The sequence below is a fragment of the Nonomuraea sp. KM90 genome (assembly GCF_052246675.1).
In the GTDB taxonomy this organism is placed as follows: Bacteria; Actinomycetota; Actinomycetes; order Streptosporangiales; family Streptosporangiaceae; genus Nonomuraea.
The window spans coordinates 1-12,753 of record NZ_JBQQCB010000121.1; the positions used below are offsets into that span (position 1 = coordinate 1).

A 12,753-nucleotide genomic window follows, 5' to 3' on the forward strand; every position below is an offset into this window, starting at 1 on the left:
AACGTGTACGAGCCGCGATCCTCCTCGGCCGCCCGCGCCAAGTCGGCCGCGTGGCGCTGCTCCAGCGGCTCCAGGCGCACGAGCGTGCCCTCCAGCACGGGCCCGTCGAGTTCGAACGTCACCGGCGCATCCTTGCCGATTCCGGAGGCGACGGTCAACGCGATTCAGCGGCCGGGTGCCGGTCGGGGTGCGTCGCGCGAGATCATGAAACCCGTGGGTGCCAGGGCCCGGGGTCGCCCTGGCCCGGAGGTCGCAGCGCTGTGGCGGGAGCGGCGGCCTCGGGTCGGTGCCCGCGATCTGGGCGCGTGGTGATGACCCTGCGTGACGGGGCCCCGGGCTAGGAGGCCGCGACCATGGTCGTGACGCCTTTCGCGATGAAGGGTTCGAGGTCGTCGTCGGTGGCGGACGCGTCCGTGACCAGGGTCCAGGTGCCGGGCATGCGGGCCCAGGCGTGGAACGGGCGGCGGCCCAGCTTGGCGGCGTGGACGAGCAGGTAGACGTGGCGGGCGCGGTCCATCATCAGCTCCTTGAACCTGGTCTGCTGCAGGCTCGCCTCGCAGATGCCGTCCTCCGCCGTGACTCCGTCGGCGCCCAGGAACACGCGGTCGAACGTCATCCGGCTCAGCGCCGCCTCCGCCAGCGGGCCCACGAAGCCCTGGCTCACGTGGCGCAGGGTGCCCCCCAGGCACTCGACGTGCACGCCCGTCGCGCCCACCAGCTCCTGCAGCGCGTTCAGGCCCGTGGTCGCCACCGTCAGGTCCGACGCGTGGCGCAGCTCGTGGGCCAGCGCGCCCGTGGTGGAGCCCGAGTCCAGCAGGACCGTCTCGCCGGGGCGGATCTGGGCGGCGGCCCACGCGGCGATGGCGCGCTTGGCCTCGAACGCCTCCCCGATGCGCTGCCGCAGCGACGCCTCCGGGTGGGTGACCACGGCCATCGCGCCGCCGTACGTGCGGGCCAGCAGGCCGGCCGCCTTCAGGTGCGCGAGGTCGCGGCGGATGGTGGAGGGCGTCACGCCGAGCTGGGCCGACAGCTCCTCGACGCTGGCCAGGCCGGTGGTGGTGGCCAGGCGGACGATCTCGTCACGGCGAACCTGCGCTGCGCGGCCCATGGGTGTCCGGTCCTCTCCCGTCACAGCTCCTGCACACCCTCCCGCCGCAAGCCCTGAACGCCCTCCCGTCGCAGGCCCTGTGCGGCCTCCCGTCGCAGGCCCTGTGCGGCCTCCCGTCGCAGGCCCTGCGCGGCCTCCCGCCGCAGACCCCGCGCGGATGACAACTCGGCCGCCTGGCGGAGGGCCTCGATCATGCTACCCGCGTCCGCGACGCCCTTTCCGGCGATGTCGAACGCGGTCCCGTGGTCCACCGAGGTCCTGATCACGGGCAGGCCGACGGTGATGTTCACGCCCGCCTCCAGGCCCAGGATCTTGACGGGGCCGTGGCCCTGGTCGTGGTACATGGCGACGATGAGGTCGTAGTCGCCGCGGCCGGCCAGGAAGAACGCCGTGTCGGCGGGGAGTGGGCCGTGGACGTCCATACCCTCGGCGCGCAGGCGCTCGATCGCGGGGACGATCTTCTCCTCCTCCTCGCCGTACCCGAAGAGGCCGTTCTCGCCCGCGTGCGGGTTGATGCCGCAGACGCCGATCTTGGGGCGGTCGAGGCCGGAGCCGCGCATGGCCGCCTCTCCCCTGCGGATCGTACGTTCGACCAGGCCGGGTTCGATGCGGGCGACGGCGTCGATGAGGCCCACGTGGGTGGTGACGTGGATGACCTTGACCTTGGGGGTCGAGAGCATCATCGACACCTCCTCCGTGCCGGTGAGGTGGGCCAGGAGCTCGGTGTGGCCGGGGTAGAGGTGGCCGGCGGCGTGCAGGGCCTCCTTGTTCAGCGGTGCGGTGCAGATCGCCTCGACCTGCCCGGACATCGCCAGCTCGCTCGCCAGGCGGACGTACTCGTACGCCGCGTTCCCCGCGATCGCCGACACCCGGCCCCACGGCAGGTCGTCGGGGAGCACGCCGGGGTCGATGACGTTGATCCGGCCGGGCTCGAACCCGGCCTCGGCGACGCCCCCCACGGTCGCCACCTCGGCCGGGACGTCCAGGATGGCGGCGGCCTTCCGCAGGCGGCCGGCGTCGCCGATGACGACCGGGCGGCAGAGCTCGGTTGTCGCGGGGGCCAGCAGGGCGCCCACGACGACCTCGGGTCCCACGCCGGCGGCGTCCCCCATGGTGAGGGCGATGAGAGGTGTGCTCATGTCAGCCTTTCGGGTTCTGGGTCGGATAGGTGGGTGACTATGCGGAGAAGGCTGTCGCGGTCGCCGAAGCTGCCGGGCCTGGTGACCACCGTGTGGCCTTGGGGGGTGTGGCTGAGGACCGCGCCATGGTGGATCTGCGCCATCGGACGCAGTTCCTGGACGGCGAGCGCGTCCAGGACCCGCCTCGCGGTCTCGCCGCCGGTCAGGACGAGCTTCGCGGGGCGGCCGGCGAGGGCGTCCGCGACGATCCGGCCGAGGGAGGAGGTGAGGGCGGGCGGGGGCGGTCCGGTCACCGTCACGGTGAGGACGGTGGGGGCGGTGGCGAGTGCGGCTCGTACGCGCCGGGCCGCGGCTCGCGGGGTGCCCAGGTCGCTGGTGGAGAGGGGTACGGGGGTGGCGGCGCCGTGCTCGGTGAGGAGTCTCGCCTGGGTGGCGGCGCCGGGATCGGCGGTGCCCACGACGACGAGCAGGGGCATGCCGGCGCGCGGGCGATGGGAGGACGGCGGTGGGCGGTGGGAGGACGGCGGTGGGTCGAGGGGTGGGGGTGTGCCGGTGGGCGAGGTGCCGGTGGGCGCGGTGCGGCCGAGGGCTGCCGCGAGGCCGCCGGCGCCGATCAGGCGGGTCCCCGGGCATGCCTCCAGCGCGGCGGCCACGATCGCGTCCAGGTCGTGGTCGGTTTGCGCGTCGCACACCGCCACCCGGCCGGCCGCCTTCCCGAGTGCCCTGGTCAAGGCGGCGTGGCCGGCGCGGACGGTGGCGAGGGGCACGAGGGTGGACGGGGTCGCGCCGAGGGCCGCGGCGACGGAGGCGGGGGCGGGGCGGCGTTCGGCGTGCCAGGCGCGCGTTTCGCGCAGGGGGACGCCGTGTACGTACGGGACGCCGCCCACGACCGTGCGGCCGGCGGCGGGCAGGGCGGGAACGAGCACGGCGGGGGTGTCGAGGCAGGCGGCGGCGGTGGCGGCGACGTTCCCGCGCAGCAGCGAGTCGATCTTGACGAAGACGCGGCGGCCGGCGGCGTGCCGGAGCGCCTCCCGTACCAGGTCACCGGCCCTTGGATGGTGCCGGCTGTCGAGGTCGGCCACCAGCACGGGCGGCCCCACCGGGTACGGCGGACCGGACAGCGCGATTCGCGCGGCACCACCGGAGGACATGAGCAGCGCCGCCGTCTCGGCCGCCCCGGACAGGTCGTCGGCCAGGGCGAACACGAATCCCTCGGCCACGTCCGCACCTCCGTCCCGGCTGTCGCGCTGCGCGAATCACGCGACAAGCATTGCACGAAACGCGCAGGTCATGCCACTGTGGCGGCAGGTGCGGGCGGTCCTGGCCGCCGGAGGCGCCCGCGCAGCCGACCGAGGAGGAGCCGCGCGCAAAGGCGCGGCGTGTCCCAGGCCGTCCGGCGATCCGGCCGGTATCGCGCCGGAGGCCGGGGCGCCGCCTGTGACGTCGTGGGCGCGACGTTGCGCGGCCCGATGCCGGCGGACAGCCGTTGAGCCACGCACGCGGGGCTGCTGAGCAACCTCATCGCCGTCGACGCGGGCGGCCGCTCGGTCGGCATCGTGCGCGTGGCGTCCGGCGAGCCGGCGGTCATCGGACGGGCGCTGGACTTCGGCGCGGGCGGCGTGATCGTGCCGCTGGTCGACTCGGCCGAGGACGCCGCCCGTGCCGTCTCCGCGGCCCGCTATCCCGCCGGGGGCCGCCGCTCGTACGGGCCGATGCGCTCCATGCTGCGCATCGGCCCCACCCCGGCGGAGGCGGACGAGAGCGTGCTGGTCCTGGCCATGATCGAGACGCCCGGCGGGCTGGCCGCCATCGAGGAGATCTGCGCCGTCCCCGGGCTGGACGGCGTGTACGTCGGCCCCTCCGACCTGTGCCTGGCCGTGGGCGGCCGGTTCCCGAACGACCCCGAGGTGGCCGGCGTCTTCGAGGCGGCGCTGGAGACGATCCGTACGGCCGCCGCGAACGCCGGCATCGCGGCCAGCATCCACAACCCCACCGGCGAGCAGGCCGCCCGGCGGCTGGCCGAAGGGTTCACGTTCGCCACCGTGGCCGCCGACCTCGCCCATCTGGAGCAGGCCGCCGCGGCACATCTGAAGGCGGCGCGAGGCGAGTCCTGATCCTCCCCTGCCACCGCCGTTCCACGGCCATGGAACGGCCGTGGAACGCGGTGTCACGCCAACCAGTCGAGGGGGCGTGACGCCGGGGGAGAGATGACCGACGAGAACGGGGTGTTGATCAGGCTGGCCGGGTGCTTCTCGGTCGAGCGCAACGGGGTGCCGTACCCGCGGGGAGCGGTGGGCGGCAAGGCGAGGAGGCTGTTGAAACTGCTCGCGGCCGAGCGGAACGGGACGCTGGCCGCGGATCGCGTCGCTGAGGAGCTGTGGCCCGGGGGCGGGCCGAAGCGGCCGGTGCAGAACGTCGCGACGCTGGTCAGCCGGTTGCGCGGGGCGCTGGGGAGCGGCATCGTGACCGGCGGGCGCACCGGCTACCGTCTGGGCCGGCCGCCCGGCGTGCGGGTCGATCTGGACCTGGCGGCCGGGCTCCTCGGCGAGGCCGAGGGGTGCCTGGCCGCCGGGGAGCCGGTGCTGGCGGGCTCCGCGGCCGGGCGGGCGCTGGAGCTGCTGCACGACGGCGTGGTGCTGGCCTGCGAGCCGGACGCGCGGTGGGTGGCGGCGGTCAGGGAGGAGGCGGCGGGGCTCGTAAGGCGGGCCCGGCACGCGGCCGCCGGCGCCGGACTGCACGGGGCCGGGTTGCACGGAGCCGGACCGCACGGGGCCGGACCGCACGGGGCCGGGGTGAATGGTGCCATGTTCGAGAAGGCGCGGCGGGTGGCCGAGGCGGCGGTGCGGGCGGATCCGTTCGACGAGGTGGCGTACCGGCTGCTGATGCGGGCGCATGTGGCGGCGGGCGAGCCGGCGAAGGCGCTGCTGGCGTACGAGCGGCTGCGGCACCGCCTGGCGGCGGAGCTGGGCACGGACCCGGCGGCCGAGACGCGGGCCGTGCACGTGGCCATCCTGCGCGAGGAGCCGCCGGCCGGGGCCGCCCCGAGCCTGGCCCCGGTCACGGGGGCGGCTGCCCTGCGCCGGCAGTCGGCCCCGGGGGCGACCGCCCTGCGGCGGAGACCGGCCACCGGAGCGGTTCCCCGCCAGGAACCAGCCGCTGGAGCCGTCTCCCGTCAGGGGATGGCGGCCGGTGCCGTTCCCCGCCAGGAGACGGCCGGGCCCGTCCCCCGGGCGGAGGCCACGGCCGCGATCATCCCCCATCCGGAGGCGGCGCGTGGCCGGGCCGGTCCGTGGTAAGCGCCCCGACGGGTGGCTGGGCCGGGGGCGGTGCGCGCCGGGCGGGACGAGGAGTTGGCGCGGATCTCGGGGGCGTGGTCGCGGGCGGTGTCGGGGTGCACCGGGTTGCTGCTGATCGCCGGGGAGGCGGGCGTCGGGAAGTCGCGGCTGGCCGTCGAGGCGGAGCGGATGGCGGGGGCGGCGGGCGGGATCGTGCTGCGGGCCCGCTGCCACGAGATCGAGCGGGCGTTGTTCCTGCAGCCCGTCGTGGACGCGCTGCGCCCGCGCATCGTCCACCTGGCGGGGAACGTGCTGAAGGACCTGGTGGGCGGCTGGGCCACGGCCCTGGAGTCGCTGGTGCGGGGGCGGGCCCTGGAGCGCAGGTACGCGTACGAGGCGGTGTCGGCGTTCCTGCGCGCGCTGGCCGCCCGCGAGCCGGTGCTCCTGGTGCTGGAGGACCTGCACGCCGCCGGGTCGGCCACCGTGGAGCTCGTGCATTACCTGGCCAGGCGCTTGTCGGGGGTCCGGCTGCTGGTCGTCGCCACGGCGCTCACCGGCGAGGACGGGGCCGTCGACGCCCTGGCCGGGGTGGCGGAGGTGGTGCGGCCGGGGCCGCTGCCGCTCGCGGCGGTGCGGGAGCTGGCCGGGGACGCGCGGCTGGCGGAGGAGGTGTTCCGGCGGACCCGGGGGGAGCCGCAGCTCGTGACCGCCCTGCTGGACGGGCCGCCGCCGGGTGAGGAGGTGCCGTTGGCGGTGCGGGCGATCGTGCTCGGCCGCCTGCGCGGGCTGCGCGAGCCGGTGCGGCGGGTGTTGCGGGCGGCCAGCGTGCTGGGCGGGGCGTTCGATCCCGTGCTGCTCGGCGAGCTGCTCGGGCTGCCGCCGCACGAGGTGGCGGGCCACTGCGAGCGGGCGCTCGGACGGGGGCTGCTGGTGGTGCGCGGCAGCGCGTACGAGTTCGCGAACGCCCTCATCCGCGAGGCCCTCTACGCCACCACCCCGGCCCCCACCCGCCTGGCCTACCAGCACCCGGCACCCCGCCCGCTGAGCCCGCCCCAGCCCCCGCCCGATGTCCCCGCCCGGCGCACGGCGGGGTGAGTCGATCGCCCACCTCATGCAGGGGATATGTAGCCATCTGCGAACTTTTGGTGGCGCTGCGTGTATATCCCGTTTCACTCCGGGTAGCGCCGATGCATTGGCTCCTCGGAGGAGGAAACCGTGGACATCGACATAGGCCAAGGCATTTCTGACGCCTGGCGGAATATCGCGACGTTCGTTCCGAAGCTGGTCGGATTCCTGGTGATTCTCGTCATCGGGTGGATCGTGGCCAAGGTGCTGGAGAAGATCGTCGACAAGGTGCTCGAACGCGTCGGCTTCGACCGGGCGGTGGAGCGCAGCGGCGTGCGGCACTGGCTGGAACGCAGCAAGTACGACGCCAGCAGCCTGATCGCCAAGATCGTCTTCTATGCGATCCTGCTGATCACCCTGCAGATAGCCTTCAACGTCTTCGGGCCCAACCCGGTCTCGGCGTTGCTGGCCGGCGTGGTGGCCTGGCTGCCCAAGGCCCTCGTGGCCATCGTGATCATCGTGGTGGCCGGTGCCGTGGCCAAGGGTGTCAAGGACATCCTGGCCGGGATGCTCGGCGGGCTGTCGTACGGCCGCTGGCTGGCGACCGCGGCGGCGGTGTTCATCTGGGCGCTGGGCATCATCGCCGCGCTCAACCAGATCGGCGTGGCCACGACCGTCACCACGCCGGTGCTGATCACGGTGCTCGCCACCATCGGGGCGATCGCCGCGATCGGCTTCGGTGGCGGGCTCATCCGGCCGATGCAGCAGCGCTGGGAGCGCTGGCTGGGCCGGATCGAGCAGGAGGCCCCGCAGGCCAGGGCGCATGCGGAGGCGTACCAGAGGGGGCGTGAGGACGCCCGCTCGATGACGGAGGAGACGGCGCCGATCCGGACGACCCAGGGTGGGGCGCACCGCTCCGACCTGCCTCCCGGCTGACTGCGCCGAAAAACCGCGCCTCCTGGTGCCCCGGGTCCTGCCCGGGGCACCCGCCGTTCCGCCCTCAGGCCGGACGGGAGGCGGGGTCGGGCCGGGCGGGCCAGATGAGCGGCACGCCGGGGCTCGGACGGGTCAGGCCGGGTGGCCGTCCTCCAGGAGGCCCAGTTCGCGGGTCAGCCAGCACACCGCCGTCAGCCGCAGCGACGGCGCGTCCGGCTCGCCGCTGAAGGCCCAGCCCCGGTGCCGGAGCTCGTCCAGGAAGCCCAGCAGGTAGTCGCCCAGCGTCTCCCGGTCCAGCGGGATCGCGTCACGCAGCACCGCCGCGTGCTGGTCGACCGCAGCGACCAGTCCCGGGTCTGCGCCCATCCGGGCGAGCTGGGCGTCGCCCAGGGCGTTCATCAACCAGCGCAGGGGCGAAACCGCCCAACCCTCCTCGAAAACCACCAACTAACTTTAAAGCATCTCCCAAGGTCAGCGGCCCTTTTCACGGCAGGCCCACGTAGTTCTCCGCCAGCGTCGTGGCCGCCGCCTCGGACGACGTCACGTAGTCCAGGTACGACAGCTGCAGCCGCCGGGCGTACGGGTCGTCCTCCTCGAACGTGTGCAGCAGCGTCGTCATCCACCACGAGAAGTGCTGCGCCCGCCACACCCGCTTCAGGCACGCCTCCGAGTAGCCGTCGAGCAGCTCGGCCGAGCCGTCCCGGAAGTACGCGGCCAGCGCCTCGGTGAGCACGCGCACGTCGGCCACGGCCAGGTTGAGGCCCTTGGCGCCGGTGGGCGGCACGATGTGGGCGGCGTCCCCGGCCAGGTAGAGCCGGCCGTACTGCATCGGCTCGGTCACGAACGCCCGCATCGGCGTGATGCCCCGCTCCGTGATCTCGCCGGTGGCCAGCTCGAAGCCGGGCACCGTCTCCAGCCGCTCCTTCAGCTCCACCCAGATGCGCTCGTCCGGCCAGTCCTCCATCCGGGCGTCGGCGGGAACTTGCAGGTAGAAGCGGCTGACGGTGGGCGAGCGCATGCTGTGCAGGGCGAAGCCGCGCTCGGTCCTGGCGTAGATCAGCTCCTCCGAGGACGGCGCCACCCGAGCCAGGATGCCGAGCCAGGCGAAGGGATATTCCCGCTCGAAGACGCTCAGGACACCCTCGGGAACGGACGGCCGGGACACGCCGTGGAAGCCGTCGCAGCCGGCGATCACGTCGCAGTCGAGCCGCTCGCCGCCGAACGTCACGTACGGCTCGGACTCCAGCGAGTGCACCGCCACGTCCTCGACCTCGAAGCGCACGTCACCGCCCGCCGCGAGCCGGGCCGCGATCAGGTCCTTGACCACCTCCTGCTGCCCGTACACGGTGATGGCCCGGCCCGGCACGAGCTTCTCGAACGGGATGCGGTGGCCCGCTCCCCCGTACCTGAGCTCGATGCCGTGGTGCGGCAGCCCCTCGCGCGACATCCGCTCGCCGACGCCGGCCTCGACCAGCGTGTCCACCGTGCCCTGCTCCAGCACCCCGGCCCTGACCCGGCGCTCGACGTACTCCCTGCTGCGCTTCTCCAGCACCACGGAGGAGATGCCGCGCAGGTGGAGCAGGTGGGACAGGAGCAGACCAGCGGGGCCGGCCCCGATGATCCCGACTTGAGTTCGCATGAGCGAAGCATCCAGCCTCGACCGGGATTCCGCCGAGGGGCGGCTTCCACTGGATGGAAGATTGATGCAGGATTGGCCCATGTCAGGTGGATCGCGCGAGCCCGGGCGCTCGGTGACGTCCAAGGTGCTGGCCCTCCTGGGCGCGTTCGACGCGGCGCACCCGCAGCTCACGCTGACCGAGCTGGCCCGGCGCAGCGGGGTGCCGCTGAGCACGGCGCACCGGCTGGTCGGCGAGCTGGAGGAGTGGCAGGCGCTGAGCCGCGCCCCCGACGGGCGGCTGCGGGTGGGGCTGCGGCTGTGGGAGCTGGGCCAGCTCGCCCCCAACCGGCTGCAGGAGCTGGCGCACCCGTGGCTGCAGGAGCTGTTCGGCTCCACGGGCGAGAACGTGCACCTGGCCGTCCGGGACGGGCTCGAGGTGCTGTACGTGGACAAGGTGTACGGCCGGCGGGCGGTGCCCATCGTGTCCAGGATCGGGGCCCGGCTGCCGATGCATCCGACGGGCGTGGGCAAGGCGCTGCTGGCGTACGAGCCGGACTGGTTCGTCAAGTCCTACCTGGCGCGCAAGCTCGAACGCCCGACCCCGCACACGATCACCGAGCCGGGCCGGCTGGCCAGGGAGCTGGCCGTGGTGCGGGCGCAGGGGCACGCGCTGACGTACGAGGAGATGACGCCCGGCTCGTGCTCGGCGGCGGCGCCGATCCTGGTGGACGGGCGCCCCGTGGCGGCGCTGGGCATCGTGCTGTCCTCCCGGCGCGCCCGCGAGCTGCCCCGGCTGGTGGAGCCGCTGCGCGCGGCGGCCGCCGGCATCGCCCGGGCCTGCGCCGCGTGATCAGTCGCCCATCTTCTGGATGCGGTCCTTGAACAGGGTGGTGGCGATGGCCGCCTTGTGCGGCTGCCCCTTGAGAAACGCCTGCGCGAAGCTCTTGGCCTGGTCGTAGGAGACCTTGCCGGGCATGGGCGGCTCGTTCGGGTTGACGTCCACGTCCACCAGCGCGGGCCCGTCGTGCGACAGTGCCTGCCCGATCGCGTGGGCCACGTCCTCCGACTTGGTGACCTTGGCCCCGAACCCGCCGCACGACCTGGCCCAGGCCGAGAAGTCGGCCTCGGGCGAGGCGTAGCGCACGCCGTGTTCCGGGTAGCCGAGCACCATCTGCTCCCACAGGATCTGGCCGAGGGAGTTGTTGTTGTTGATGACCACCTTGATCGGCAGCCGGTGCTGCACCGCGGTGAGGAACTCGGCCATCAGCATCGAGAAGCCGCCGTCGCCGACGTACGCGATGACCTGGCGGCCGGGGAAGGCGTGCTGCATGGCGATGGCGTACGGCAGGCCCGGCGCCATCGTGGCCAGCGTGCCGGACAGGTAGAACTCGCGCCCGCCGCGGATCGTCCAGTGCCGGGCGGCCCAGGTGGCGATGGTGCCGCTGTCGCAGGTCATGATGGCGTCGTCGGTCGCGAGCTCGTCGATGATGGACATGACGTACTGCGGGGCGATGGGGTGCCGGTCGGGGTTCTCCAGCGCCTCCATGTCGGCGCGCCACTTCGCCATCATCTTCTGATATTTCGCCAGATGGGCGTTCCCGTCCCGGGGAGACAGCAGCGGCAGCAGCGCCTGCAGCCCCTCCTTCGCGTCGCACACCACCGGCACGTCGGTCGCGATCCGCGCCCCCGCCCTGGTCGGATCGGCCTCGAACTGCACCACCCGCGTGTCGCGCACCTCCGGCAGGAACTTGGAGTAGGGGAAGTTCGTGCCCACCATGAACAGCACGTCGGCCTCGTCCATCAGCTCCTCGCTCGGCCGGGTGCCGAGCAGCCCGAGCCCGCCCGTCGTGTACGGGGAGTCGTCGGGGACCACGGCCTTGCCCGGCAGCGTCTTGACCACGGGCGCCCCGAGCGCCTCGGCCACGGCCAGCACCTCCTGCCTGGCGTGCAGCGCCCCCTGCCCGACCAGCATGGCGGGACGCTCGGCCCGGTTGAGCACCTCGGCGGCCCATTCGACGTCCTCCTGCCGGGGGATGCCGGGCGGCTGGAGGTAGACGGGCGCGGTCTGGGGCGCGCGCGCCGGGGCCACGTGCTTGTACGGGTCCGCCCCCGCCTCGGCCACCTGGACGTCGTTGGGCAGCGTGAGGTGGGAGACCCCGCGGCGCGCGTAGGCCGTCCTGATCGCCAGGTCCACCAGCGAGGGGAGCTGGGCCGGGTTGGTGATCATCATGTTGTACTCGGCCACGTCGGCGAACAGCTTGTCCAGGTGCACCTCCTGCTGGTAGCCGGTGCCCAGCACGGACGTCTCCTGCATGCCGGTGATGGCCAGCACGGGCACGTGGTCGAGCTTGGCGTCGTACAGGCCGTTGAGCAGGTGGATGCCGCCGGGGCCCGAGGTGGCCAGGCACACGCCGATCCGTCCGGTGGCCTTGGCGTAGCCGGTGGCCATGAAGGCCGCGGCCTCCTCGTGGTGGACGAGGACGAAGCGCACCCGGTCACGGTGCCGCCGCAGCCCCTCCATGATGCCGTTGATGCCGTCGCCCGGCAGGCCGAAGACGGTGTCGACGCCCCATGCCGCGAGCCGTTCGATCAGGGATTCGGATGCGATTCGAGCCATGTGAGCGGCCCTACCCCGCTCGGCCGCCCGCAGACGCCGGGATGAGATTCATTGACATTTCTCGAAATTGACGGGTAGGGGACCCCACATGCGCATTCTGGTCACGGGAGCCACCGGCACGCTGGGCGGGGCACTGGTGCCCGCCCTGCTCAAGGCGGGCCACGAGGTGCGGGCATTGAGCCGTACCAAGCGGGAGGACCGCGGGAACGTCGAGTGGATGTGGGGCGACCTCATCTCGGGTGCCGGCGTCAAGGAGGCCGTGGACGGCGTGGACGCGATCGCCCACCTGGCCACCAGCGGCCGGCGGGGGCGCGGCGCCGTGGACGTGCCCGGCACCCGTACGCTGCTCATCCTCGCCCGCGCGGCCCGGGTTCCGCACGTGCTGTTGACCTCGATGGTCGGCGCCGACCGCGCGGTCCACGGCTATCTCAAGGACAAGCTGGAGGCCGAGCGCCTGGTCACCGAGAGCGGCCTGGACTGGACGATCCTCCGCGCCACCCCGTTCCACCAGTGGCTGCACCGCCGTCTGCGCGACTTCGCGGCGCTGCCCGTGCTGCCCGTGGACCGCTCGCTGCCCTGGCAGCCGGTGCACACGGGCGAGGTCGCCACGCGGGCCGCCGCGCTGCTGAGCGCGGGCCCGGCCGGGCGGGAGATCGAGTTCGGCGGGCCCGAGGTGATCGACACCGGCGAGCTGGTCAGGACCTGGCTGCGCGCCTCCGGGCTGCGCCGCCCCTGCCTGCCCGTACGCTATCCCGGCCGCCTGTACGCGGCCCAGCGCGCGGGCGACCTGACCACGGACGCCGTGCCCAAGGGCGAGATCAGCTGGCACGACTATCTCCTCCCGCCGCAGCCGATCCTGTCGGACGACTTCGCCTCCGAGCACACCGCCTCGCCCACGAGCCCCGCCACGCAGCCCGAGCAGGATCCTGACCTGCACGTATACGGGGGCGACGAGGGCTACGAACGCCCGACACGAAGCTAGCCCGGCATCCCGT

General features: G+C 73.7%; 12 protein-coding genes. 6 read left to right on the forward strand and 6 right to left on the reverse strand.

What is annotated here, in order from left to right:
* Positions 1–337: 337 nt before the first annotated feature.
* The 3 genes from ACTWPW_RS52145 to ACTWPW_RS52155 are packed head-to-tail and all read right to left on the reverse strand — an operon-like array spanning position 338 to position 3,467.
* On the reverse strand, positions 338–1,108 hold the full coding sequence (locus ACTWPW_RS52145; RefSeq protein ID WP_375109660.1) for a DeoR/GlpR family DNA-binding transcription regulator: 771 nt from the start codon (positions 1,106–1,108) through the stop codon (positions 338–340).
* Positions 1,109–1,128: 20 nt separating this feature from the next.
* The gene (pdxA, locus tag ACTWPW_RS52150; RefSeq protein WP_443173314.1) at positions 1,129–2,247 is read right to left on the reverse strand and encodes a 4-hydroxythreonine-4-phosphate dehydrogenase PdxA; all 1,119 of its coding nucleotides are present in this window, start codon (positions 2,245–2,247) and stop codon (positions 1,129–1,131) included.
* Positions 2,244–3,467 (reverse strand): four-carbon acid sugar kinase family protein, encoded by a 1,224-nt coding sequence (locus tag ACTWPW_RS52155; protein WP_443173315.1) that lies wholly within the window; start codon positions 3,465–3,467, stop codon positions 2,244–2,246. Before ACTWPW_RS52155 ends, pdxA begins: the two co-directional genes overlap by 4 nt.
* A 300-nt stretch (positions 3,468–3,767) precedes the next feature.
* On the opposite strand from ACTWPW_RS52155, the gene ACTWPW_RS52160 reads away from it, so the two are divergent.
* The 4 genes from ACTWPW_RS52160 (at position 3,768) to ACTWPW_RS52175 (ending at position 7,523) form a co-directional block, all read left to right on the forward strand.
* The gene (locus ACTWPW_RS52160; RefSeq protein ID WP_443173330.1) at positions 3,768–4,361 is read left to right on the forward strand and encodes an HpcH/HpaI aldolase family protein; all 594 of its coding nucleotides are present in this window, start codon (positions 3,768–3,770) and stop codon (positions 4,359–4,361) included.
* Between the two features lie 93 nt (positions 4,362–4,454).
* On the forward strand, positions 4,455–5,543 hold the full coding sequence (locus tag ACTWPW_RS52165; RefSeq protein ID WP_443173316.1) for a BTAD domain-containing putative transcriptional regulator: 1,089 nt from the start codon (positions 4,455–4,457) through the stop codon (positions 5,541–5,543).
* Between the two features lie 12 nt (positions 5,544–5,555).
* Positions 5,556–6,617, forward strand: coding sequence for an AAA family ATPase (locus ACTWPW_RS52170; protein WP_443173317.1), 1,062 nt, complete (start codon positions 5,556–5,558; stop codon positions 6,615–6,617).
* A gap of 120 nt (positions 6,618–6,737) precedes the next feature.
* Positions 6,738–7,523, forward strand: a complete 786-nt coding sequence (locus tag ACTWPW_RS52175) for a mechanosensitive ion channel family protein (RefSeq protein WP_375109656.1) — start codon at positions 6,738–6,740, stop codon at positions 7,521–7,523.
* Positions 7,524–7,655: 132 nt separating this feature from the next.
* Here ACTWPW_RS52175 and ACTWPW_RS52180 read toward each other — a convergent pair whose 3' ends face one another.
* Positions 7,656–7,967: a DUF6401 family natural product biosynthesis protein gene (locus ACTWPW_RS52180; RefSeq protein WP_375109655.1), complete on the reverse strand. Its 312-nt coding sequence runs from the start codon at positions 7,965–7,967 to the stop codon at positions 7,656–7,658.
* 40 nt (positions 7,968–8,007) lie between these two features.
* Complete coding sequence (gene pobA / locus ACTWPW_RS52185; RefSeq protein ID WP_443173318.1) at positions 8,008–9,162, reverse strand: 4-hydroxybenzoate 3-monooxygenase; 1,155 nt, start codon at positions 9,160–9,162, stop codon at positions 8,008–8,010.
* A 79-nt stretch (positions 9,163–9,241) separates the two neighbouring features.
* Here pobA and ACTWPW_RS52190 point away from each other — a divergent pair, with 79 nt between their 5' ends.
* Positions 9,242–9,991: an IclR family transcriptional regulator gene (locus ACTWPW_RS52190; RefSeq protein WP_375109653.1), complete on the forward strand. Its 750-nt coding sequence runs from the start codon at positions 9,242–9,244 to the stop codon at positions 9,989–9,991.
* On the opposite strand, the gene ACTWPW_RS52195 is transcribed toward ACTWPW_RS52190, so the two are convergent.
* The gene (locus ACTWPW_RS52195; RefSeq protein WP_364121770.1) at positions 9,992–11,758 is read right to left on the reverse strand and encodes a thiamine pyrophosphate-dependent enzyme; all 1,767 of its coding nucleotides are present in this window, start codon (positions 11,756–11,758) and stop codon (positions 9,992–9,994) included.
* Positions 11,759–11,846: 88 nt separating this feature from the next.
* Here ACTWPW_RS52195 and ACTWPW_RS52200 point away from each other — a divergent pair, with 88 nt between their 5' ends.
* The gene (locus ACTWPW_RS52200; RefSeq protein ID WP_443173319.1) at positions 11,847–12,740 is read left to right on the forward strand and encodes an SDR family oxidoreductase; all 894 of its coding nucleotides are present in this window, start codon (positions 11,847–11,849) and stop codon (positions 12,738–12,740) included.
* The last annotated feature ends 13 nt before the right edge of the window (positions 12,741–12,753 follow it).

What these genes read in the sequence shown, in the direction of transcription:
- ACTWPW_RS52190 (WP_375109653.1), top strand. Translation starts at nt 9,242, where the DNA reads ATGTCAGGTGGATCGCGCGAGCCCGGGCGCTCGGTGACGTCCAAGGTG.
- ACTWPW_RS52200 (WP_443173319.1), top strand. Translation starts at nt 11,847, where the DNA reads ATGCGCATTCTGGTCACGGGAGCCACCGGCACGCTGGGCGGGGCACTG.
- ACTWPW_RS52145 (WP_375109660.1), bottom strand. Translation starts at nt 1,108, where the DNA reads ATGGGCCGCGCAGCGCAGGTTCGCCGTGACGAGATCGTCCGCCTGGCC.
- pdxA (WP_443173314.1), bottom strand. Translation starts at nt 2,247, where the DNA reads ATGAGCACACCTCTCATCGCCCTCACCATGGGGGACGCCGCCGGCGTG.
- ACTWPW_RS52195 (WP_364121770.1), bottom strand. Translation starts at nt 11,758, where the DNA reads ATGGCTCGAATCGCATCCGAATCCCTGATCGAACGGCTCGCGGCATGG.
- ACTWPW_RS52165 (WP_443173316.1), top strand. Translation starts at nt 4,455, where the DNA reads ATGACCGACGAGAACGGGGTGTTGATCAGGCTGGCCGGGTGCTTCTCG.
- pobA (WP_443173318.1), bottom strand. Translation starts at nt 9,162, where the DNA reads ATGCGAACTCAAGTCGGGATCATCGGGGCCGGCCCCGCTGGTCTGCTC.